General features: G+C 69.4%; 18 protein-coding genes. 11 read left to right on the top strand and 7 right to left on the bottom strand.

Annotated elements, in window-relative coordinates; translation table 11 throughout:
* Nucleotides 1-18: 18 nt before the first annotated feature.
* Entirely contained in the window at nt 19-723 is a 705-nt protein-coding gene (hpf, locus tag LSF15_RS01440) for a ribosome hibernation-promoting factor, HPF/YfiA family (protein WP_232496741.1), read from the top strand.
* 165 nt (nt 724-888) lie between these two features.
* Complete coding sequence (secA, locus tag LSF15_RS01435; protein WP_232496740.1) at nt 889-3,681, top strand: preprotein translocase subunit SecA; 2,793 nt, start codon at nt 889-891, stop codon at nt 3,679-3,681.
* 92 nt (nt 3,682-3,773) lie between these two features.
* On the opposite strand, the gene LSF15_RS01430 is transcribed toward secA, so the two are convergent.
* On the bottom strand, nt 3,774-4,226 hold the full coding sequence (locus LSF15_RS01430) for an Rv3235 family protein (protein WP_232496739.1): 453 nt from the start codon (nt 4,224-4,226) through the stop codon (nt 3,774-3,776).
* Between the two features lie 182 nt (nt 4,227-4,408).
* On the opposite strand from LSF15_RS01430, the gene LSF15_RS01425 reads away from it, so the two are divergent.
* Nucleotides 4,409-5,005 (top strand): hypothetical protein, encoded by a 597-nt coding sequence (locus LSF15_RS01425; RefSeq protein WP_232496738.1) that lies wholly within the window; start codon nt 4,409-4,411, stop codon nt 5,003-5,005.
* Between the two features lie 35 nt (nt 5,006-5,040).
* Here the strand turns inward: LSF15_RS01425 and LSF15_RS01420 are convergent, their stop codons facing one another.
* On the bottom strand, nt 5,041-5,334 hold the full coding sequence (locus LSF15_RS01420; RefSeq protein ID WP_232496737.1) for a helix-turn-helix domain-containing protein: 294 nt from the start codon (nt 5,332-5,334) through the stop codon (nt 5,041-5,043).
* Nucleotides 5,335-5,457: 123 nt separating this feature from the next.
* Here LSF15_RS01420 and LSF15_RS01415 point away from each other — a divergent pair, with 123 nt between their 5' ends.
* Genes LSF15_RS01415 through LSF15_RS01405 form a run of 3 tightly spaced genes read left to right on the top strand, consistent with a single transcriptional unit; the run spans nt 5,458 to nt 8,853 of the window.
* Nucleotides 5,458-6,084 (top strand): SAF domain-containing protein, encoded by a 627-nt coding sequence (locus LSF15_RS01415; RefSeq protein WP_232496736.1) that lies wholly within the window; start codon nt 5,458-5,460, stop codon nt 6,082-6,084.
* Between the two features lies 1 nt (nt 6,085).
* Entirely contained in the window at nt 6,086-7,333 is a 1,248-nt protein-coding gene (locus LSF15_RS01410) for a CpaE/TadZ family protein (protein WP_232496735.1), read from the top strand.
* A 26-nt stretch (nt 7,334-7,359) separates the two neighbouring features.
* A complete protein-coding gene (locus LSF15_RS01405) occupies nt 7,360-8,853 on the top strand; it encodes a sensor histidine kinase (protein WP_232496734.1) in 1,494 nt (497 codons plus the stop codon).
* 142 nt (nt 8,854-8,995) lie between these two features.
* On the opposite strand, the gene LSF15_RS01400 is transcribed toward LSF15_RS01405, so the two are convergent.
* On the bottom strand, nt 8,996-9,244 hold the full coding sequence (locus LSF15_RS01400; RefSeq protein WP_231048476.1) for a WhiB family transcriptional regulator: 249 nt from the start codon (nt 9,242-9,244) through the stop codon (nt 8,996-8,998).
* Nucleotides 9,245-9,440: 196 nt separating this feature from the next.
* Here LSF15_RS01400 and LSF15_RS01395 point away from each other — a divergent pair, with 196 nt between their 5' ends.
* Nucleotides 9,441-9,947 carry a hypothetical protein gene (locus tag LSF15_RS01395; RefSeq protein ID WP_232496733.1) on the top strand — a complete coding sequence of 169 codons (507 nt, stop codon included), beginning with the start codon at nt 9,441-9,443 and terminating at the stop codon, nt 9,945-9,947.
* A gap of 40 nt (nt 9,948-9,987) precedes the next feature.
* Here the strand turns inward: LSF15_RS01395 and bcp are convergent, their stop codons facing one another.
* The 3 genes from bcp to aroA form a co-directional block, all read right to left on the bottom strand.
* Nucleotides 9,988-10,467: a thioredoxin-dependent thiol peroxidase gene (gene bcp, locus LSF15_RS01390; RefSeq protein ID WP_232496732.1), complete on the bottom strand. Its 480-nt coding sequence runs from the start codon at nt 10,465-10,467 to the stop codon at nt 9,988-9,990.
* Nucleotides 10,468-10,570: 103 nt separating this feature from the next.
* Nucleotides 10,571-11,614: a ribosome small subunit-dependent GTPase A gene (rsgA, locus tag LSF15_RS01385; RefSeq protein WP_232496731.1), complete on the bottom strand. Its 1,044-nt coding sequence runs from the start codon at nt 11,612-11,614 to the stop codon at nt 10,571-10,573.
* Nucleotides 11,611-12,981: a 3-phosphoshikimate 1-carboxyvinyltransferase gene (aroA, locus tag LSF15_RS01380; RefSeq protein WP_232496730.1), complete on the bottom strand. Its 1,371-nt coding sequence runs from the start codon at nt 12,979-12,981 to the stop codon at nt 11,611-11,613. Before aroA ends, rsgA begins: the two co-directional genes overlap by 4 nt.
* 109 nt (nt 12,982-13,090) lie before the next feature.
* Between aroA and LSF15_RS01375 the strand changes: the two genes are divergently transcribed.
* The 3 genes from LSF15_RS01375 to LSF15_RS01365 all read left to right on the top strand — a co-directional run bounded on the left by LSF15_RS01375 (nt 13,091) and on the right by LSF15_RS01365 (nt 16,376).
* Complete coding sequence (locus tag LSF15_RS01375) at nt 13,091-13,738, top strand: sigma-70 family RNA polymerase sigma factor (RefSeq protein ID WP_232496729.1); 648 nt, start codon at nt 13,091-13,093, stop codon at nt 13,736-13,738.
* The gene (locus LSF15_RS01370) at nt 13,735-13,989 is read left to right on the top strand and encodes a zf-HC2 domain-containing protein (protein ID WP_232496728.1); all 255 of its coding nucleotides are present in this window, start codon (nt 13,735-13,737) and stop codon (nt 13,987-13,989) included. Before LSF15_RS01375 ends, LSF15_RS01370 begins: the two co-directional genes overlap by 4 nt.
* Nucleotides 13,990-14,072: 83 nt before the next feature.
* Nucleotides 14,073-16,376 (top strand): MMPL family transporter, encoded by a 2,304-nt coding sequence (locus LSF15_RS01365; protein ID WP_372459873.1) that lies wholly within the window; start codon nt 14,073-14,075, stop codon nt 16,374-16,376.
* Between the two features lie 67 nt (nt 16,377-16,443).
* Here the strand turns inward: LSF15_RS01365 and LSF15_RS01360 are convergent, their stop codons facing one another.
* Nucleotides 16,444-20,241: a multifunctional oxoglutarate decarboxylase/oxoglutarate dehydrogenase thiamine pyrophosphate-binding subunit/dihydrolipoyllysine-residue succinyltransferase subunit gene (locus LSF15_RS01360; protein WP_232496727.1), complete on the bottom strand. Its 3,798-nt coding sequence runs from the start codon at nt 20,239-20,241 to the stop codon at nt 16,444-16,446.
* Between the two features lie 143 nt (nt 20,242-20,384).
* Between LSF15_RS01360 and guaB1 the strand changes: the two genes are divergently transcribed.
* Nucleotides 20,385-21,824, top strand: a complete 1,440-nt coding sequence (gene guaB1 / locus LSF15_RS01355; protein ID WP_232496726.1) for a GMP reductase — start codon at nt 20,385-20,387, stop codon at nt 21,822-21,824.
* The last annotated feature ends 47 nt before the right edge of the window (nt 21,825-21,871 follow it).

The following is a 21,871-nucleotide window of genomic DNA, read 5'->3' as shown; positions in this document are numbered from 1 at the left end:
CGGTGAACGGAGGTCGTCATGGAACTGAACATCGTCGGACGCAACTTGGGGATCACGGATCGGTTCCGCGCCTACGCGACCGAGAAGTCGGAGAAGGTCACGCACCTTGCCGAACGGGCCATCTCGCTCGACGTGAAGCTCAGCCGTCAGAATGAGAAGAACGGCAACCCCGGCATCGACCGCGTCGAACTCACCCTCGTCGGCAAGGGGCCGCTGGTCCGCGCCGAGGCTGACGGTTCCGACAAGTACGCGGCGTTCGACGTGGCGCTCGGCCGATTGCTCGAGCGCATCAGGCGGGCCAAGGACCGCCGCAAGGTGCACCGCGGCGGGTCGCGGCGCCCGACCTCGCTTCGTGAGGCGACCGAGGCGGGGTTCTCCGAGGTCGGCGTGCAGGCTGCGGCACCCGAGGTGCTCGAACAGGTGCGCACCGGCAGCATTCCGGTCGTCTCCGAGAGCGACGCGACCGAAGAAGACGAGGTGTACAGCCCGGTCGTGATCCGTCGCAAGGTCTTCGCGTCGACGCCCATGGCCGTCGACGACGCGCTCTACTACATGGAGCTGGTCGGCCACGACTTCTACCTGTTCGTCGATTCCGAAACCGGCCGGCCGAGCGTCGTGTACCGCCGCAAGGGCTGGGACTACGGGCTCATCGGACTCGACGAGAACGCCGAGGGCGCGATCGACACCCCGGTGACGAAGGGCAGGGCGGCCGTCGCATCCTGACCCGGCCGGCCGCCTGACGCAGCGAATCCGCCCACCGCGACCGCGGTGGGCGGATTCCGCTCAGCCTGCATCCCACTAGCATGGCTAAGATGACCGCTGCACAGGCGGTAACGGGCGTGCCCACCACCCGGGGCGTGCGTGCCCGACGAGTACAGGAGAACATTCGTGGCTTCGATTCTGGAAAAGGTCCTCCGTGTCGGTGAGGGCCGAACCCTCAGACGGCTCGAGAACTACGCGGCGGCGATCAACGCCCTCGAAGACGGGTTCCAGGCTCTCAGCGATGACGAGCTGAAGCACGAGACCGTCGAGTTGCGCGAGCGCTACTCGAACGGCGAGTCGCTCGACGACCTGCTGCCCGAGGCGTTCGCCGCGGTGCGCGAGGCATCTCGCCGCACCCTCGGCCTGCGCCACTTCGACGTGCAGCTCATGGGCGGCGCCGCCCTGCACCTCGGCAACATCGCCGAGATGAAGACCGGCGAGGGCAAGACGCTCGTCGCCACGACCGCGGCCTACCTGAACGCGCTCACGAGCCGCGGGGTGCACGTCATCACCGTCAACGACTTCCTCGCGAGCTACCAGTCCGAGCTCATGGGGCGCGTCTTCCGCGCGCTCGGAATGACGACCGGATGCATCGTGGCCGGACAGACGCCCGCGGTGCGCCGCGAGCAGTACGCGGCCGACATCACGTACGGCACCAACAACGAGTTCGGCTTCGACTACCTGCGCGACAACATGGCGTGGCAGGCGACCGACATGGTGCAGCGCGGCCACTTCTTCGCGATCGTCGACGAGGTCGACTCGATCCTCATCGACGAGGCCCGAACGCCGCTCATCATCTCGGGCCCGGCATCGGGCGAGGCGAACCGCTGGTTCGCCGAGTTCGCGCGGCTTGCGAACCGACTCGTGCCCGGTGAGGACTTCGAGGTCGACGAGAAGAAGCGCACGGTCGGCGTGCTCGAGCCCGGCATCGAGAAGGTCGAAGACTACCTGGGCATCGACAACCTCTACGAGTCGGCGAACACCCCGCTCATCTCGTTCCTCAACAACTCCATCAAGGCGAACGCCCTGTTCAAGCGCGACAAAGACTACGTCGTCATGAACGGCGAGGTGCTGATCGTCGACGAGCACACCGGCCGCATCCTCGTCGGCCGTCGCTACAACGAGGGCATCCACCAGGCGATCGAGGCGAAGGAGGGCGTGCAGGTCAAGGCCGAGAACCAGACCCTCGCCACCGTCACGCTGCAGAACTACTTCCGCCTCTACTCCAAGCTCTCGGGCATGACCGGTACCGCTGAGACCGAGGCCGCCGAGTTCATGTCGACGTACAAGCTCGGTGTCGTCGCGATCCCCACCAACAAGCCCATGGTGCGCATCGACCAGGCCGACCTCGTCTACAAGAACGAAGAGGCGAAGTTCGCGCAGGTCGTCGAAGACATCGTCGAGCGCCACGCCAAGGGGCAGCCCGTGCTCGTCGGCACGACGAGCGTCGAGAAGAGCGAATACCTCTCGCGGCTGCTCGCGAAGAAGGGCGTGCGTCACGAGGTCCTCAACGCGAAGAACCACGCCCGTGAGGCCGCGATCGTCGCACAGGCCGGTCGCCATGGCGCCGTCACCGTCGCGACCAACATGGCCGGTCGCGGCACCGACGTCATGCTCGGCGGCAACGCCGAGTTCATGGCGGTGCAGCAGATGCACGAGAAGGGCCTGTCGCCGGTCGACACGCCCGAAGAGTACGAGGCGGCCTGGGACGCCGTGTTCGAGTCGGTGAAGGCCGAGGTCGCGGTCGAGGCCTCGAAGGTGCTCGAGGCAGGCGGGCTCTACGTGCTCGGCACCGAGCGCCACGAGTCGCGCCGCATCGACAACCAGCTGCGCGGGCGCTCGGGTCGACAGGGAGACCCCGGCGAGAGCCGGTTCTACCTCTCGCTCACCGACGACCTCATGCGCCTCTTCAACGCGGGTGCCGCCGAGAGCCTCATGTCGCGTGGCGTGCCCGACGACGTCGCCATCGAGTCGAAGGTCGTCACGCGGGCCATCCGGTCGGCGCAGTCGCAGGTCGAGGCCCGCAACGCCGAGATCCGCAAGAACGTGCTGAAGTACGATGACGTGCTGAACCGCCAGCGCGAGGCCATCTACGGCGACCGCCGGCACATCCTCGAAGGCGACGACCTGCACGAGCGCACGCAGAAGTTCCTCGAAGAGGTCATCGACGAGGTGCTCGACTCGCACACCGCCGAGGGCAACCCCGACGAGTGGGACTTCGACGCGCTGTGGACCGAGCTCAAGACGCTCTACCCGATCGGCATCACGATCGACGAGGTCGTCGCCGAGGCGGGCGAGAAGGGCCGCGTCAACCGCGAGTTCGTGCGGCGCGAGATCCTCTCCGACGCGAAGCTCGCCTACCAGAGCCGCGAAACGCAGCTGGGCAGCCCTGCGATGCGTGAACTCGAGCGGCGCGTCGTGCTCTCGGTGATCGACCGCCGCTGGCGCGACCACCTCTACGAGATGGACTACCTGAAGGACGGCATCGGTCTGCGCGCCATGGCGCAGCGCGACCCGCTGGTCGAGTACCAGCGTGAGGGCTACGCGATGTTCCAGCAGATGATGGGCTCGATCCGTGAAGAGACGGTCGGCTTCCTGTTCAACCTCGAGGTCGAGGTCGCGCCGCAGGGTGGCGTCGGCCCGACCATCGAGGCCAAGGGGCTCGCCCGCCCGACCACTCCCGACGAGAAGCTGAGCTTCTCGGCCCCGAGCGACTCGGGCGGCGTCGAGGTGCGCAACCAGCGCGGTCAGGTGCAGCAGGCGGCCACGCAGCGCGCCCGCCGCGCGGTGGCCGAGAGCCAGACGCAGGCGCAGCCCGCGGTCGAGCCGGCCCGCGGCGCGTTCGGACAGCGCGCCGACGGCGGCGCCGCACCGCAGAACCGCGCCGAGCGGCGTGCGCAGGAGCGCAAGGGTCGTTAACAGTCGATGACGGATGCCCCTGCACGGCGCGAGCGCGGTGCAGGGGCATCCGCCGTCTCAGGCGGCAGGCGGCAGTCGGCAGGCGGCAGGCGTCAGAGCACGCTGATCGCGCTCGCGCGCCAGCGCTGGTCGAAGCCCTCGAGACGGATGGCGACGGCACGCGAACGCGCGCGCTGGTGCACCATGACGACGCCCTCGATGACGCCGTCGGCCGGCTCGCTGAGGTGCACACGCCCGAGCGAGAACGCCGGGCGCTGCGGTGCCTGGTCTTTCACGCGGCGCGCCCGTGCAGCGAGCACGACGCGCTTGGAGAGATTGCGGTACACGTCGTCGTTCACCCAGCGGGCGAGCTGCTCGAGGTCGCGCGCGCCGGCGAGCGCCTCGATGACGCAGCGCGTGAGGTTTCGCAGCACGGGCTCTGGATCGGGGAGCTCGGCCCTTCTGGCCGGCTGGCGTGCGAAATAGTCGTCGAGGTCGTCGTGGAAGCGCGCGGGGGCACCTGATTCCACGAGCGGGCGGGCGGTGGCGGCAGCGCGGTCGGACATTCATGCTCCAGGTAGGGCCGGGGCTCGCCGACCTCTCGATCGCGCGACCTGATTGACCCCCGTTCTGGGGGGCATCGGTGATTCCTGACTGAACCTACTGAGGGGCCGCGAAGCGTGTCAAGCGCTTTTGTCACCTGTGGAGAACTTCGCCGATACGACATGTCGCGCGGTAGCGTCGCTGCATGCGCTGGGACCTGCTGTTCGACGACCTCGAGTCGCAGCTCGACCGCGAACAGCGCGATGAAGAGCGCGCGCTCGCCCTCGAAGGCGAGCGACTGCGGCTCGGGCGGCTCACGCTCCGCGACCGACTCACCGCCATCTCGCGAATCACCGACGACAGCGATGTCATCGTTCGCGTCGAACTCCACGGGGGCGTGGTCATGGCGCTGCGTCCGCTCGCGTTCGGCCGAGACTGGATGAGTGCGGAGTCGCGCGCCGCCGGCCGCCGGTCACGGCAGTGCGTCGTGCCGCTCGCGGCGATCGCGGCGGTACTGCCGAGCCGCTCGCAGCTCGACCCGAGCCTCGAGCCCGTGTCCGAGTCATCCGCTCGCCTGGCCGAACGCATCGGATTGCCGTTCGTGCTGCGCGACCTGTGTCGCCGACGCACGCCCGTGCGGTTGACCACCGTCGACGGCGTCGTGCACGGCACGCTCGACCGCGTCGCGCGCGATCATGTCGACCTCGCGCTGCACGAGCCCGGTTCGCCGCGCCGTGAACGTGAGCTGCAGGGATATCGCATCGTGCCGCTCGCGCGCGTGCTGCTCATCGAGTTCGACTGACGAAGTCGCTGCTCGGCGCGGTCGCGCCGCCGCGCTCAGTCGACGGGACGGATGCGGTCGCGGCGGGCGCCCGAGAGCTCGAACACGTTCGCGAACTCGCCCTCGTTGAACGCGGTGTGCTTGCGGGCGTCTTCGTACTGCAGTTCGATCCACACCTCGAGTTGCGCGCGCTCGATGCGCCACGGACCCGATGTTCCGACGCGGATCGCGGGGAGCTCGCCCGAGCGGATCAAGTCGTCGACGGTCGCCACATCGACGGCGAGGATCTCTGCCGCGTCGGCGATCGTGAGGAAGCGGCCGATCTCGCCGCTCGAACCTGGTGAGGTCATGTGACGATTATCGACCTCGTTGGCTTCCGGTGGGGCACTTGTGGATAACTTCGGGGCATTCACCCGGGTTCGGGTGACGATTGACCTGCGGCGCACGGGCGCCGGCGAAAGGAGACACGACGAATGGCACGTCGCACCGACCGCGAGCGAGGCGCGCTCCGCCTCGATCCTCGCCTCATCATCGGAATCGTGCTGATCGCCGGCTCCACGACGGGCGTGTGGGCGCTCGTCTCGGGGTTCGACGACTCGATCGAGGTCTACGTCGCGCGCGACACGATCACCGCCGGCAGCACCGTGGCGGTCGACGACCTCGTCGTCGAGTCGGTGCGGCTCGGTTCGAGTGCCGAGCGGTATCTGCTCGCCGAGGAGGGCGTGGGCGACGGTCTCGTCGCGACGCGCACGGTGCAGGCCGGTGAGTTCGTGCCGAGGTCCGCGGTCGACGAAGTCGATCGCACGGGGCTGTCGGTCGTCGTCGTGCCGAGCCGCGGCCCGCTGCCGAGCGGCCTGTCCGCGGGCGATCGCATCGATGTGTGGTCTGCGGCGGCCGTCGAGCGCGGCAGCTTCGAACCGCCCAAGGTGCTGATCTCCGACGCCGAGATCGCCGGGCTCGTCGAGAGCGAGGGCATGGTGCAGACCGACGGGGTCTCGGTCGAACTCCTCGTCCCGCGCGAGAAGGTCGCCGCCCTGCTCGAGGCACTCGCCGCCGGCGATGCGATCGACCTGGTCGCCGCACGATCGGCGGTCGGCTGACATGGCGAGGCTGGCGCTCGCGCTCGACCCCGCCACCGAAGACCGGCTGGTCGCCGACTTCATCGAGCACGGGCACGCGATCGTGGCCCGCCTCGTGGGCTGGCGCGACCTGCTCGAGAGCCTCGACGTGCTCGCGCCCGACGTCGTCATCGTCGGGGCCGGGCGCGGAACCCTGAGCGCCGAACTGCTCGACGCGTGCGACGAGCGAGGCATTCGACTCATCGGGCTCGCCGGCGACGACGCCGAGCGTGCCCACGCGGCGCAACTCGGCCTCCACGAGGTCACCGACCGCAACGCACCGACGGCCGAGATCGAGGCGCTCGTGAGCGGGGGAGTTCCCGTGCCCTCCCGCGTCGGCGAACCCGAGCGCAGGGCGGCGGGCGCGACATCCGTCATCGTGGTCTGGGGCCCGGCCGGCGCACCCGGCCGCACGACGCTGGCCATCAACCTCGCCGCCGAGATCGCCGCAGCCGGCCACCGGGTCGCCCTGGTCGATGCCGACCCCTACGGAGGCGCGATCGCCCCATCGCTCGGGCTGCTCGACGAGACGCCCGGGTTCGCCGCCGCCTGTCGGCTGGCGGGCTCCGACGCCCTCGACCGAGCCGAGCTGGAGCGCATCGCGCAGCGTTATTCCGCGCCGCGCGCGTCGTTCGACGTGTTCACCGGGCTCGTCGGGCCGAGCCGGTGGCCCGAGCTCTCGCGCGAGCGCGTCACCGCGGCGATCGGCGTGATGCGGGCATGGGCCGAGTACGTCGTCATCGACGCGGGTTTCAGCCTCGAGCACGACGAGGAGCTCACGAGCGACCAGTTCGCCCCGCGCCGCAACGCAGCGACGTTCGCCGCACTCACCGCCGCCGACCGGGTGGTGGCCGTCGGCCTCGCCGACCCCGTCGGCCTGTCGCGCCTACTGCGCGGGCACGGCGACCTGGTCGAGTTCGTCGAACCCGAACGCATCGACGTCGTCGTCAACCGGGTGCGCACGAGCGCCCTCGGCATCGACGCCCACGCGCAGGTTCGCCAGACCCTGCGGCGCTTCGCGGGGCTCGGCGACGCCACCCTGCTTCCACACGACGGCCGGGCGACCGACGCCGCCATCCTCACCGCACGAACGCTGCGCGACGCTGCGAGCCGTTCGCCGCTGCGCACCGCGATCCACGAATACGTGCTCGCCAGCCTCCTGCCCGCGCCCGAGCCCGCGCGACGACGTGGGTTCGCGTTCTCCGCCGTTCGACGCGCGGCGACCGGCTGAGGCCCGCGCGCACTACGCTGGAACCCGTGTCGACCCTCAGTGATCTCGTCCTCGCCCAGGGCCGCAGCAGTCAGGCCGATGTCGACTGGCTGCACATGCTCGTCGGCGACCTCCAGCTGCTCGCCGACCTCGCGTTCGCAGACATCGTGCTGTGGGTTCCCTCCGGTGACGCCGGCTTCGTCGCCGTGGCGCACTCGCGCCCGTCGAGTGCAGCCACGCTCTTCTACCGCGACTTCGTGGGTCAAGAGATCAAGGAGCAGTGGCGCGACCTCGTGACCGAGGCCTTCGGCACCGGTCGCATCGTCGACTCCTCGGCGCCCGACTGGTACGAAGAGATGCCCACGCGCGTGCGTGCGGTGCCCGTCATGCGTCGACTCACCGCGACCGGCACCGCGGTGGCGCCCGAGCCGGTCGCGGTGATCACGAGGCACACGAACCTCAGCTCGACGCGCACCCCGAGCCGGCAGGAGCTCACGTTCAACGAGTGCGCCGAAGAGCTCTTCCAGATGATCGCGTCGGGCGACTTCCCCGACCTGGGCGCCCCGACCGGCCCGCGCCGCGGTGCGCCGCGCGCCTCCGACGGGCTCATCCGCCTCGACGTCGACGGCATCACGACCTTCGCGAGCCCCAACGCCCTGTCGGCGTTCAACCGCATCGGCTTCGACGACGAGCTCGAGGGTGAGTCGCTCGCCGAGGTCACGACGCGACTCCTCGGCGGCAAGCTCGTCGTCGACGAGTCCCTTCCCCTCGTCGTGACGGGCCGGGCGCCGTGGCGTACCGATGTCGAGTCGCGCGGCGTCACCGTCTCGCTCCGCGCCATCCCCATCCGTCGGCGTGGCGAGCGCATCGGCGCGATCGTGCTCAGCCGCGATGTCACCGAACTCCGTCACCAGGAGCAGGAGCTCATCACCAAGGACGCGACGATCCGCGAGATCCACCACCGCGTCAAGAACAACCTGCAGACCGTCGCATCGCTCCTTCGCATCCAGGCGCGGCGCACCCGATCCGACGAGGCGCGCGAGGCACTCACGCAGGCCATGCGACGGGTGGGGGCGATCGCAGTCGTGCACGACACGCTGTCAGAGGGGCTCACGCAGAACGTGGACTTCGACGAGGTGTTCGACCGGGCACTGCTGCTCGTCGCCGAGGTCGCGTCGGCGCACAACACGACCGTGCACCCGAAGCGTTCGGGGTCGTTCGGCGTGCTGCCGAGCGAGTACGCGACGCCGCTCGCGCTCGCGCTCACCGAACTCGTGACGAACGCCGTCGAGCACGGCCTCGCCGGTCAGGAGGGCGACGTCGAGATCCTCGCCAATCGCTCCGACACGATGCTCACCGTGCAGGTGCGCGACACCGGCGCCGGACTCCCCGAGGGCAAGGTCGGTGAGGGGCTCGGCACGCAGATCGTGCGCACGCTCATCCAGGGCGAGCTCAGCGGAACGATCGACTGGCACACCGTGGTCGGCCGGGGCACCGAAGTGACCATCGAGGTGCCGCTGCGGTGGATCGCGCCGGCGTAGGCGAGCGGATGTCGCGGACGGTGGTTGCGGGCACGCGTCACGTTGCCGGGTGTGCCGGGTACGCTTCGCGGCGCTGGCGCGCCGCGAGCGCTACGGCTACTGCCTTTCGCGGGGGTGCCGCGTCTCGCTGCGCTCGCCGCGCCTAGCCTGCGCGGCGTGCGCGTGCGGCGCGGCGCTTCAGGGCGCGGCGCTCGTCTTCGCTGAGGCCACCCCAGACGCCCGAATCCTGGCCGGACTCGAGGGCGTACTGCAGGCAGATCTCGGTGACCGTGCAACGGGCGCAGACGGCCTTCGCCTTCTCGATCTGGTCGACGGCGGGACCAGTGTTGCCGACCGGGAAGAAGAGTTCCGGGTCTGCGGTGAGGCAGGCGGCCTTGTCGCGCCAATCCATGTAGATGCTCCTTGCGGGTTTCGATCGCAGACACGCCTGTTGGCGCTTGCCGGAAGTGGCTGCTGCAGGGGGAAAGTCGAATCTCGGGAAGTAGGATCATGACTGATCGGCTCACGTCCCTGTGAGCATCAATTCGACCTCATAAATGGTCGCATAGCGGAGAGATCGAATCAATAGCTGTGAATGGGATAACCCTGTGAATCGACGTGACGACCCCGCCCGTGACGACGCCGCCCGCGACGAGGATGCCGCCTCCGGATCGCCTCACCCCGGGACATCCGCACGGGAATCCGCAGCCGGCGGCGGCGTGCGTGTCGCGCTCACCGTCGTGAGCGTGCTGCTGTTCCTCGAGGCCGCCGTCGTGAGCGCGCTGGTCGTGTGGCTCGTGATCGATCTGGTCTCACTCGAGCCGTCGTCGTACGTGACGGCGATCGCGCTCATCGTGATCGTCGTGATCGGCGCGATCTGGGTGTGGGCGGTCGCGATCGCGTCGCTCCGGCGCGCGCCATGGGCTCGCGCGGCGGCGATCGTGTGGCAGATCCTGCAACTCTCGGTCGCGGTCGGCGCCTTCCAGGGCCTGTTCGCCCGCGCTGACGTCGGGTGGGCGCTGCTCGTGCCCGCGATCACCGTGATCGGGTTGCTGCTGTGGACTCCCGTGCGCATCGCGTATTCGCGTCCGGAAGGCAGTCCCGACGCCGCGTGACACGCGTCACGTGACGAGCGGTGCCCGCCGATTCTCGCGATCAGGCGGCGTCGAGCCCGAGTTCGCGCCGCACGCGCGCGACGTGGCCGGTGGCCTTCACGTTGTACATGGCCTTCTCGATGCGGCCGTCGTCGGCGATGACGAACGTCGAGCGGATGGACCCGACGACGACCTTGCCGTAGAGCATCTTCTCGCCCCACACGCCGTAGGCCTGCTGTACGGCGAGGTCGGCGTCGGAGAGCACGCTGAAGTTGAGGCGGTCGCGCTCGGTGAAGGTCTTGAGCTTGGCGACGTCGTCCTTCGAGACGCCGATGACGCGGATGCCGGCGCTCTTGAACGAGTTGAGGCTGTCGCGGAAGTCGCACGCCTCGGTGGTGCAACCCGGGGTCATCGCCTCGGGGTAGAAGTACAGCACGACCCGCGTGCCGCGCAGCGAGGAGAGGCTGACGGGCGCTCCGTTCTGGTCGTCGAGGGTGAAGTCGGGAGCGAGGTCGCCGGGGGCGAGTCGTGCGTCGGTCATGTCACCCATCGTAGGCAGGCTTCGATGTGCGGATGCTCCGTGCCGCGGCCGCGCGAGCGGCACCAGCCGAGCGCAGTTGAAGGACGGCCGGCTGCAGGGCGGGTCAGCCCGCGAACGTGGTGAGCAGTCGCTGCAGCGAGTCGAGTCGCGCCTGGCCGGTCTCGCCGAGTTCCCCGGCCTCGACGGCCTCGACGATCGCACAATCGGGGGCATCGGGAAGGTGCGTGCATCCGCGCGGGCAGTCCTCGGCGACGCGGGCGAGATCGGTGAATGCGCCGAGGATGTTCGCGCGGTCGACGTGACCGAGGCCGAACGAGCGCACTCCCGGCGTGTCGACCGCCCAGCCCGTGCGCCCGTCGCGCTCGATGCGCAGCGAGACGGTCGATGACGAGGTGTGGCGCCCACGCCCGGTGACCACGTTGACGCGGCCGATCGCGCGGTCGGCGCCGGGCACGAGCGCGTTCACGAGCGTCGACTTGCCGACGCCCGAGTGACCGACGAACACGGTTCGGTGGCCGACGAGCGCGTCGGCGATCTCGTCGAGCGGCATCGACTCGGCGCTCGAACGGAACACGGGGAACTCCAGCCCGGCGAAGTTGTCGAGGAACTCGGTCGGATCGGCGAGGTCGGTCTTCGTCACGCAGAGCAGCGGCCTGATTCCCGCGTCGTACGCGGCGACGAGGTAGCGGTCGAGCAGCCTGATGCGGGGCTCGGGGTTCGCTGCGGCCACGACGATGAGCATCTGGTCGGCGTTCGCCACGATGACCCGCTCGACCTCGTCGGTGTCGTCGGCGCTCCGGCGCAGCAGCGTCGTGCGCTCGCCCACCCGCACGATGCGTGAGAGCGACCCGGGTTCGCCCGAGACGTCGCCGACGAGGTCGACATGGTCACCGGTGACGACCGACTTGCGCCGCAGCTCGCTCGCCCGTGCCGCGGTGATCTCGCGCTCGTCGCGGCCGCCCTCGTCGACGAGCACGGCATAGCGTCCGCGGTCGACGCCGAGCACCGTGCCCTCGACCGCGTCGGCGTGCTCGGGGCGCGTCTTCGTGCGGGGCCTGCTGCCGCGCCGGCTGGGGCGCACACGGACGTCGGATTCGTCGAACTCGGGCTCGTCGTCCTCGTCGTCGTCGGCGCTCCACCAGGTCATGCCAGCAGCTGCTCCCAGAGCGCGGTGAACTGCGGCAGGGTCTTGCCGGTCGACGCGATGTCGTCGACGACGACACCGGGCACCGCGAGCCCGACGATCGCGCCGGTCGTGGCCATGCGGTGATCGGCGTAGGCGCGCCATGCCCCGCCGTGCAGCGGCGCGGGCTCGATGCGCAGCCCGTCCTCGAGCTCGGTGACCCGCCCACCGAGCCCGTTGAGCTCGGTGGCGAGCGCCGCGAGCCGGTCGGTCTCGTGGTGGCGGATGTGCCCGATGCCCGTGATGGTCGACGGCCCTTCGGCGAAGGCCGCAAGGGCGACCAGGTTCGGCACCAGTTCGCCGGCCTCGGAGAGATCGAGGTCGACGCCGCGGATGCCCCTGGCCTCGGCCGTCGCGCTCTCGGGCGAATGCACCGTGAGCCGGTCGCCGTCGCGCACCACACGTGCGCCGAACTGCGGGAGGAGGTCGATGAGCTGCGCGCCGACCTGGGTGGTCTCGGCCGGCCAGCCTGCGATGGTCACCGACCCCCCGGCCACCAGTGCGGCGACGAGGAACGGCGCGGCGTTCGAGAGATCGGGTTCGATGTCGACGTCGATGCCCCGGATGGGCCCGGGGGCGACGACCCAGCGCCCGGTCTCGGGGTTGTCGACGGCGACGCCTCGCGCGGCGAGTGTCGCGATGGTCATCTCGATGTGGGGGAGGCTCGGCAGCCGTTCACCCGAATGGCGCAGGTCGAGGCCCCGTTCGAAGCGCGCGGCCGACAGCAGGAGGGCCGAGACGAACTGGCTCGACGCCGATGCGTCGATCTCGAGCTCGCCGCCCGCGACCGAACCGGTGCCGTGCACGGTGAACGGGAGCGTGCCACGACGGTCGTCGTCGAGGTCGACGCCGAGGGCCTGCAGTCCGTGGATCACGCCGGCCATGGGGCGGCGCCTGGCGTACTCGTCGCCGTCGAACGTGGTGGGACCGAGCGCGAGGGCCGCGACGGGCGGCAGGAAGCGCATGACCGTGCCGGCGAGGCCGCAGTCGATCGTCGTCGAGCCGAGCAGCTCATCGGCCGGCGTCACGCGCAGGTCGTCGCCGAACTCGCCGGAGCCGGGAACCCGGTCGAAACCGGTGCCGAGCGCACGCAGGCCCTCGACCATCAACTCGCTGTCGCGAGACCACAGCGGCGCGTGCAGGGTCGAGGGCGAGTCGGCGAGCGCGGCCAGCACGAGCTCGCGATTCGTGAGCGACTTCGACCCGGGCAGTGACAGAACCGCGGAGAGCTTCGACGTCGCGAGTGGAGCGCGCCACCCGTCATCCGTCTCGGTCTGCCTCGCATCACCGTACGGATCGAATTCGGGCTCGGAATACTTCGAAATCAGCATCGGTTATCAACAGTAGCGTCAGGGACGCGGAAGGAGAGTGGTGCGCGTGTCGGTTGCGATGCTCGAACGCCCGGTGAGGGCGAAGGTCGACGATCTAGGATGGCGAGTGATGACTGCCGACGAGACCGACACCACGCCGACCGAAGCCGAAGCGACGAACGAGACTCGGCCCATCGGCGAACTCTTCGAAGAGCAGGCGCTGCCGTTCATCGACCAACTCTACGCCGCGGCACTGCGCATGACGAAGAACCCGGCCGACGCGCAAGACCTGGTGCAAGAGACGTTCGTCAAGGCGTTCGCGGCCTTCGGCCAGTTCACCCAGGGCACCAACCTGAAGGCGTGGCTGTACCGCATCCTGACGAACACCTTCATCAACAGCTACCGCAAGAAGCAGCGCGAGCCCTATCAGGGCACGATCGACGACCTCGAGGACTGGCAGCTCGGCGGTGCCGAGTCCACGACGGCTCGGTCGAGCCGCTCGGCAGAGGCCGAGGCGATCGACCACCTGCCCGACAGCGCGGTGAAAGACGCACTGCAGGCGCTGCCTGAAGACTTCCGGCTCGCCGTGTATTTCGCCGACGTGGAGGGCTTCTCCTACCAAGAGATCGCCGACATGATGAACACCCCCATCGGAACCGTGATGAGCCGCCTGCACCGTGGCCGGCGACTGCTTCGCGAGTCCCTCGCCGACTACGCCCGTGAGCAGGGAATCGCCACGGCCGAGAAGGCGCCGAAACCCGCGAGGAGCGCGAAATGACCGACTGCGGCTGCGAGAAGGCCCGGGCCGAACTCGAGGAGTACCTGCACCACGAACTCCGCGCGGCGGACGCCGCCGACATCAGGGAGCACATCGAGAACTGCGCCGACTGCCAGGCGGAGTTGCGCGTCGGCGTCGCGATCACCGAGGTCGTGCAGCGCGCCTGCAAAGAGAGCGCGCCCGAGGAACTGCGCGTACAGGTGCTCACGAAGCTGCGCGTGTACCAGTCGACGCACGCCACCACGGCCTGATCTCCGCGGATCCCTGATCCCGGGATCCGGGATCAATCGTTCGTTCGATGCCGCGTGAACCCTCGCACGCGTAGCGTCGCAGTGTGATCGATACTTCTGACCGCGACCCATCGCGAACCACGTCCACCCAGCGGGTGCCGGTGTGGTTGCGCGTCCTCATCCCATCCGTCCTGATCCTGGTGTGGTTCGCCGCCTTCGGCGCAGGCGGAGCCTCGTTCGGCTCGCTGAGCGACGTCGTCGAGAACGAACAGTCCCAGTTCCTCCCCGCCGACGCAGAGTCGACCAAGGCACAGGAGGCGCAGGCCGAGTTCCGTTCCTCCGACGTCATCCCGGCGATCGTCGTCTACGCGCGCGACGGCGGGCTGACCGATGCCGACACCGCGGCGATCGATGACGATGTCGCGGCATTCCAGGAGATCGACGGCGTGGTGGGCGACGGGGTGTCGCCCGCGGTGACGTCCGAGGACGGTGACGCGGCCGAGGTGTTCGTGCAGGTCGATTCGTCGGCCGAGATCGACGAGGTCGTCGGAGCGATACGTGACCAGGTCGCCGCGACGGCCGACGCCGAAGGGCTCGAAGCGGCCGTGACGGGACCCGCGGGGTTCACGACCGATCTCACGGGTGCATTCGCCGGCATCGACGGGCTGCTGCTGCTGGTGGCCTTCGCCGCGGTGTTCGTGATCCTCGTCATCGTCTACCGGTCCCCGCTGCTGCCCGTGATCGTACTCGGAACCAGCCTCACCGCGCTCTGCGCTTCGGTGCTGACCGTCGTCGGACTCGCGCAGGCTGACATCCTCGTGCTCAACGGCCAGACCCAGGGCATCCTGTTCATCCTGGTGATCGGAGCGGCCACCGACTACTCCCTGCTGTACATCGCACGCTACCGCGAGGCGCTGCACACGCATGAACGCAAGTGGGACGCCACCTGGTCGGCGCTGCGCGGAGCGTGGGAGCCGATCGTCGCGTCGGGCGGCACCGTCATCGCGGGCCTGCTGTTGCTGCTGCTCAGCGAACTCGTGTCCAACAAGATCCTCGGGCCCGTCTCGGCGATCGGCATCGTCTTCGCCGTGCTCTCCGCGCTCACCCTGCTGCCGGCGCTCATGCTCTGGGCCGGGCGAGCGGCCTTCTGGCCGGTGCGTCCGAAGTTCAGCGCCCACGTCGAAACCGACGACGTCATGGCAGGTCGCGGCGCCTGGCCGAAGGTCGCCCGCCTCATCGCGCGTCGGCCGCGCGTGACCTGGCTCCTGTCGACCCTGCTGCTCGCGGTCATGGCGGTCGGCATGACCCAGCTCAAGGCCGACGGCGTGCCCTCCAGCGAATTCGTGCTGGGCGAATCACAGGCTCGCGACGGGCAGGCGCTGCTCAGCGAGCACTTCCCGGGCGGTTCGGGAACACCCGCGGTCGTCATCGCGTCCGAGGCGCAACTGCAGGATGTCGTCGACGTGCTGCTGTCGACCGACGGGGTCGAGTCGGTCACCGTCGCTTCGGAGGACTCACCGAGCGGCTCGCTCCCGGTCACCGAGGACGGCATCCAGCCGTTGGGGCCCCCTGGGACCCCGGCGGGCGAACCGACCGTGATCGACGGCTCGATCCGGCTCGACGCGACGCTCGCCTATGCGAGCGACTCCGAAGACGCGGAGGCCGTCGTCTCCGAGCTGCGGGGAGAGCTGGGCTCGATCTCGACCGCCGAGGATCCGGTGCTCGTCGGCGGCACGACGGCAGTCGCCCTCGACACGAAGGACGCATCGATCCGGGATCGCAACCTCATCATCCCGCTCGTGCTCGTCGTGATCCTGCTGATCCTCATGGTCCTGCTGCGCGCCATCGTCGCTCCGCTGCTGCTCATCGCCACGGTCGTGCTGTCGTTCGCCGCCGCACTCGGCGTCTCGGCGCTGGTGTTCAACGGCATCTTGGGCTTCTCGGGCGCAGATCCCGTCGTACCGTTGTTCGGGTTCGTGTTCCTCGTGGCGCTCGGGGTCGACTACAACATCTTCCTGATGACCCGGGTGCGTGAGGAGAGCGCGCGCCATGGCACTCGCGAGGGCGTACTGCGCGGACTCGTGGTCACCGGCGGCGTCATCACCTCAGCCGGGCTCGTGCTCGCCGCCACATTCGCCGCGCTCGGCGTGCTGCCGATCCTGTTCCTCGCGCAGATCTCGTTCATCGTCGCGTTCGGCGTGCTCCTGGACACGTTCGTGGTGCGGTCGCTGCTGGTGCCGGCGCTGGCCTACGACCTCGGACGCGTGATCTGGTGGCCGTCGAAGCTGTGGCGTCGCCGCGACGACGAACCGTCGAGCACCGCACGGTCCACGACGGCCGCCACGAGCGATGCGAGCGGGGGCGACGTGCTCGTCGGCGAACCGCACGTGCCGGCCCACCGCGGGTAGCCCCGGAACGACGAAGCGAGCGGATGCCCCGCGGCATCCGCTCGCTTTCGTCCGTCGAGATCGACGATCAGAGTGTGGTGGCGCGACGGACGAGCTCGGCCTGCTCGACCGCGTGCCGCTTGGCAGAACCCGTCGCGGGCGACGCCGCCGCCTCGCGGGCGACGACCTCGACCGGACGGGGCCCGAGCTTGTTCGTCTCGATGATGAAGTACGGCCACGCGCCCTGATTCTCGGGCTCGTCCTGCGCCCACATGAGCTCGGCGTCGGGATAGCCGTCGGCGATCGTCTTGAGCTCGTCGGAGGGCAGCGGGTAGAGCTGCTCGAGGCGGACGACGGCGATCTCGGTGTTCTGCTGCTTCTCGAGTTCGTTGATCAGGTCGTAGTAGATCTTGCCCGACACGAACACGACGCGCTTGACCGTCGAACGGTCGGTGATGCGCGGGTCGTCGAGCACCGGCTCGAACTTGCCGAGCGTGAAGTCGGCCACCTCGCTCGTGGCCCCGCGCAGGCGCAGCATCGCCTTCGGAGTGAACACCACGAGCGGCCGGCGCGGCCGCGCGTACGCCTGGCGTCGCAGCAGGTGGAAGTACGACGCAGGGGTCGACGGGCGGGCGACCGTCATGTTGTTCTCGGCGCACATCTGCAGGTAGCGCTCGATGCGGGCGCTCGAGTGGTCGGGGCCCTGGCCCTCGTAGCCGTGAGGCAGCAGGAGCACCACGCTCGAGCGCTGCCCCCACTTCTGCTCGGCCGACGAGATGAACTCGTCGATGATGGTCTGTGCGCCGTTGGCGAAGTCGCCGAACTGGGCCTCCCACAGCACGAGCGCGTCTGCGCGCTCGACCGAGTAGCCGTACTCGAAGCCCATCGCCGCGTACTCCGACAGCAGCGAGTCGTAGATCCAGAACCGAGCCTGGTTCTCGGCGAGGTACTGCAGCGGCAGCCATTCCTGCCCGTTCACGCGGTCGTGCAGCACGGCGTGGCGCTGCACGAACGTGCCGCGCCGGGCGTCTTGGCCGGCGAAGCGCACCGGAGTGCCCTCGAGCAGCAGCGATCCGAGCGCGAGCAGCTCGCCGAAGCCCCAGTCGATCTTGCCGTTTCGGCTCATGTCGAAGCGCTTCGTGAGCAGCTGCTGGATCTTGGGATGCACGGTGAACCCGGCGGGCTTGTTGTCGAACGCGTCGCCGATGGTGTGCACGACCTCGAGCGCGACGCCGGTCGTCTCGGGCTCTCCGACGGCGGCCTCGGGCTCATGCGAGCCCTCGGTCGCGCCGACGACGGTGATCGCGCCCGTCTGCACGGCATGGGTCTCGGCGAAGGCGCGTTCCAAGCGGTCTTGGAAGTCGCGGTGCGCCTCTTCGTACTCTTCTTCGGTGATGTCGCCGCGACCGACGAGCGCCTCGGTGTAGAGCTTTCGCACCGAGCGCTTGGCCTCGATGAGGTTGTACATGAGCGGCTGCGTCATCGAGGGGTCGTCGCCCTCGTTGTGACCGCGGCGGCGGAAGCAGACGAGGTCGATGACGACGTCGCGCTTGAACTCCTGGCGGTAACGGAACGCGAGCTCGGCCACCCGCACGACCGCCTCGGGGTCGTCGCCGTTCACGTGGAAGATCGGGGCCTGGATCGTCTTGGCGACATCGGTCGAGTAGATCGACGACCGCGCGTCGCCCGGCACGGTCGTGAAGCCGACCTGGTTGTTCACGACGATGTGCACGGTACCGCCGGTGCGATAGCCGCGAAGCTGCGACATCTGCATCGTCTCGAGCACCACGCCCTGGCCGGCCATGGCGGCATCGCCGTGCACGAGGATCGGCAGGATCGAGAACGTGCCGATGGGCTTTCGGTCCTGCTTGGCGCGCACGATGCCCTCGAGCACCCCGTCGACGGCCTCGAGGTGCGACGGGTTCGCGGCAAGCGAGACCGGGATCTGGTTGCCGTCGTCGGCGGTGAAAGTGCCCTCGGTGCCGAGGTGGTACTTCACGTCGCCCGAGCCCGAGAAGGTCTTGGGCTCCTGCGTGCCCTCGAACTCGCGGAACACCTGTCCGTAGGTCTTGCCGGCGATGTTGGTGAGCACGTTGAGGCGACCCCGGTGGGCCATGCCGATGGCGACCTCGTCGAGTCCCTGCTTCGCGGCGCCCTGCAGGATCTCGTCGAGCAGCGGGATGACCGACTCGCCGCCCTCGAGGCTGAAGCGCTTCTGGCCGACGTACTTGGTCTGCAGGAAGGTCTCGAACGCCTCGGCCTCGTTGAGCTTGCCGAGGATGCGCATCTGCTCGTCGTGGGTGGGCTTCTCGTAGCTGCGCTCGACCTCGTTCTGGATCCACTTGCGCTGCACCGGGTCTTGGATGTGCATGTACTCGATGCCGATGGTGCGGCAGTACGAGTCGCGGAGGATGCCGAGGATGTCGCGCAGCAGCATGGTGCGCTTGTCGCCGAAGCCGCCCGTGACGAACTCGCGGTCGAGGTCCCAGAAGGTGAGGCCGTGGCTCGCGATGTCGAGGTCGGGGTGCGACCGCTGCGTGTACTCGAGCGGGTCGGTGTCGGCCATCATGTGGCCGCGCACGCGGAACGAGTTGATGAGCTCCTGCACGCGCGCCGTCTTGTCGATGGCGCTCGCGATGTCGACCGAGATGTCGGGCGCCCAGCGGATCGGCTCGTAGGGCAGGCGCAGCTCGGCGAAGATGTCCTCGTAGAACCGGCGCTGGCCGATGAGCAGCTCGTGCACCTTCTTGAGGAACTCCCCTGAACCCGCGCCCTGGATGACGCGGTGGTCGTAGGTGGAGGTGAGCGTGATCGTCTTGCCGATCGCGAGGTTCGCGAGGGTCTTCTCGGACGCGCCCTGGAACTCGGCGGGGTACTCGAGGGCGCCGGCGCCGATGATGCAACCCTGGCCCTTCATGAGACGCGGCACGGAGTGCACGGTGCCGATGCCGCCGGGGTTCGTGAGCGAGATCGTCGCGCCGGAGAAGTCGTCGGCGGTGAGCTTGTTCTTGCGAGCGCGCTGCACGAGGTCTTCGTAGGCGGTGAGGTACTCGTTGAAGTTCATCGTCTCGGCGCGCTTGATCGCGGGGACGAGGAGCGCACGGCTGCCGTCGGGCTTCGGCAGGTCGATGGCGATGCCGAGGCCGATGTGCGCGGGCTTCACGACGCTCGGCTTGCCGTCGGGCTCGGCGTAGAAGACGTTCTGGCTCGGGAACTCCTTGATCGCCTGGATGAGTGCCCAGCCGATGAGGTGCGTGAACGACACCTTGCCGCCGCGCGAGCGCCGCAGGTGGTTGTTGACCACGATGCGGTTGTCGATCATGAGCTTGGCCGGGATGGTGCGCACGCTCGTCGCGGTCGGCACCGTCAGCGACGCGTCCATGTTCGCCGCGAGGGTCTTCGGGAGGCCGCGCAGGGGCAGGACCTCGTCTTCTCTCGGGGTCTCGGCGATGACCGGCTGCGGGCTCGTGATCGGCACGTCGGCCGGCACGGGAGCGGTGCGCGGCGCCACCGAGGTGGTGCGTGCTGCGGGGGTCTGGCTGATCACCGGGACGGGCGCGGTGGCCGGTGCCGCGGGAGTCGCGTCGGCCGCGGGTGCCGGGGCATCGGCCGCGGGTGCCGGGGCATCGGCCGCGGGTGCCGGGGCATCGGCCGCGGGCGCCGGGGCCTCGGCGGAGGCGGGTGCGTCTTCAGCGGCGGCGGAGCCGGAGGCGGCCGCCTGCTCGGGCTGCCGGCCGTACTGCTCGAGCACGGGCCACCAGGACTTGTCGACCGAGTCGGGATCGGCGAGGAACTTCGCGTACATCTCGTCGACGAGCCACTCGTTGGCTCCGTATTCGCCCGACGCCGTTTCGTCGGCTCCCGCTCCGGTCAATTGGCTCGACACAGCCTCTCGCCCACTCTCTCCGTTGATGCTGGATAACCTGCTGCGGCGATCGACCGGTGCGCACGACAAGCCACCGGATCGCCTCGACAAGCCTAACCCCCGTGCGGGTGCTCCCGGCACCGGCGGACGGTAGCGTGAGGCCCATGGAGTTCTACCGGACGACCCCCAGCCACGACCTCACGTACTCCGACGTGTTCCTCGTTCCGAGCCGGTCGGGCGTGACCAGCCGGCTCGATGTCTCGCTCGCTCCCGACGACGGCTCGGGGGCCACCGTGCCGATCGTCTCGGCCAACATGAACTCGATCACCGGGCCCCGCCTGGCAGCCACCCTCGCCCGGCGCGGTGGCCTCGGCGTGCTGCCGCAGGACCTGCACCTGCAAGACCTGGCCGAGTCGATCCGCTCGGTGAAGTCGCAGTCGCCGCGGTTCGACACGCCCCATTCGTTCGCCCCCGACGCCACCGTCGCCGATGCGCTCGAGGTGCTGCCTCCGTTCGATGGCCACGGCATCGTGCTGCACGATGCGAAGCATCGATACGTCGGATGTCTCACCGCGTCGCGTCTCGCGACCGCCCTGCCCGATGCGCGGCTCGGCGACCTCGTGCACGGCGGCATGGCCTCGCTCGATGCCGACGACGTGGACTCCCCGCGGCGGGCCTTCGACCTGATGGTCGACGCCGACCTCGAGTTCGCGCCCGTGCTCGAGCACGGGCGGGTCGTCGGCACGTTGAGCCGGCGCAGCGCCCTGCGCGGCACGATCTACGAGCCGAACGTCGACGCGTCGGGGCGCCTGCGCGTCGCCGCGGCGATCGGCATCAACGGCGACGTCGCCGCGAAGGCGCAGGCGCTCGCCTCGGCCGGCGTCGACATGCTCGTGATCGACACCGCGCACGGGCACCAGGAGGGAATGATCCGGGCCGTGTCGATCGTGCGCGACCTCGGGCTGGGCATTCCGATCGTCGCGGGCAACATCGTCACGGCCGACGCGGTCGCCGACCTCGTCGACGCGGGCGCCGACGTGCTGAAGGTGGGGGTCGGCCCCGGGGCCATGTGCACGACCCGCATGATGACGGCGGTCGGGCGACCCCAGTTCTCGGCGGTGCTCGAGACGGCCGAAGCGGCGCGCGAGCTGGGCGCCGCGGTGTGGGCCGACGGGGGAGTGCGCTACCCGCGCGACGTGGCGCTCGCGCTCGCCGCCGGTGCGGCGTCGGTGATGATCGGATCGTGGTTCGCGGGCACCATCGAGGCTCCCGGAACGCTTCGGCACGATGCATCCGGCCGTCTCTACAAAGAGAGCTGGGGCATGGCGTCGACGAAGGCGGTGCGCGAGCGGTTCGACCGTCTCTCGCCCTACGAACTGGCCCGAAAAGAGCTGTTCGCCGAGGGCATCTCGTCGTCGTCGATCTACCTCGATCCCCATCGCCCCTCGATCGAGGACCTGCTCGACATGATCACCTCGGGCGTGCGCAGTTCGTTCACGTACGCGGGCGCGCGCTCGATCGAGGAGTTCCGCGATCGCGCGCTCGTCGGCATCCAGTCGGCCGCCGGCTACGAAGAGGGCAAGGCGCTCCCCGTCAGCTGGTAGAAGTCATCGGTCGAGTTGCGACGACGAGCGTATCGAGCCACGAGCGA

Source organism: Agromyces humatus (assembly GCF_021228295.1).
Lineage (GTDB): Bacteria > Actinomycetota > Actinomycetes > Actinomycetales > Microbacteriaceae > Agromyces > Agromyces humatus.
Note: the sequence above shows the minus strand (reverse complement) of the source record. Positions and strands in the feature narration are given on the sequence as shown.

Excerpts from the sequence above, each read along its gene's own strand:
- LSF15_RS01400 (WP_231048476.1), bottom strand. The coding sequence starts at position 9,244 with ATGGATTGGCGCGACAAGGCCGCCTGCCTCACCGCAGACCCGGAACTC.
- rsgA (WP_232496731.1), bottom strand. The coding sequence starts at position 11,614 with ATGACCTGGTGGAGCGCCGACGACGACGAGGACGACGAGCCCGAGTTC.
- aroA (WP_232496730.1), bottom strand. The coding sequence starts at position 12,981 with ATGCTGATTTCGAAGTATTCCGAGCCCGAATTCGATCCGTACGGTGAT.
- LSF15_RS01425 (WP_232496738.1), top strand. The coding sequence starts at position 4,409 with ATGCGCTGGGACCTGCTGTTCGACGACCTCGAGTCGCAGCTCGACCGC.
- LSF15_RS01410 (WP_232496735.1), top strand. The coding sequence starts at position 6,086 with ATGGCGAGGCTGGCGCTCGCGCTCGACCCCGCCACCGAAGACCGGCTG.
- hpf (WP_232496741.1), top strand. The coding sequence starts at position 19 with ATGGAACTGAACATCGTCGGACGCAACTTGGGGATCACGGATCGGTTC.
- LSF15_RS01370 (WP_232496728.1), top strand. The coding sequence starts at position 13,735 with ATGACCGACTGCGGCTGCGAGAAGGCCCGGGCCGAACTCGAGGAGTAC.
- LSF15_RS01375 (WP_232496729.1), top strand. The coding sequence starts at position 13,091 with ATGACTGCCGACGAGACCGACACCACGCCGACCGAAGCCGAAGCGACG.
- LSF15_RS01430 (WP_232496739.1), bottom strand. The coding sequence starts at position 4,226 with ATGTCCGACCGCGCTGCCGCCACCGCCCGCCCGCTCGTGGAATCAGGT.
- bcp (WP_232496732.1), bottom strand. The coding sequence starts at position 10,467 with ATGACCGACGCACGACTCGCCCCCGGCGACCTCGCTCCCGACTTCACC.
- LSF15_RS01415 (WP_232496736.1), top strand. The coding sequence starts at position 5,458 with ATGGCACGTCGCACCGACCGCGAGCGAGGCGCGCTCCGCCTCGATCCT.
- guaB1 (WP_232496726.1), top strand. The coding sequence starts at position 20,385 with ATGGAGTTCTACCGGACGACCCCCAGCCACGACCTCACGTACTCCGAC.
- LSF15_RS01420 (WP_232496737.1), bottom strand. The coding sequence starts at position 5,334 with ATGACCTCACCAGGTTCGAGCGGCGAGATCGGCCGCTTCCTCACGATC.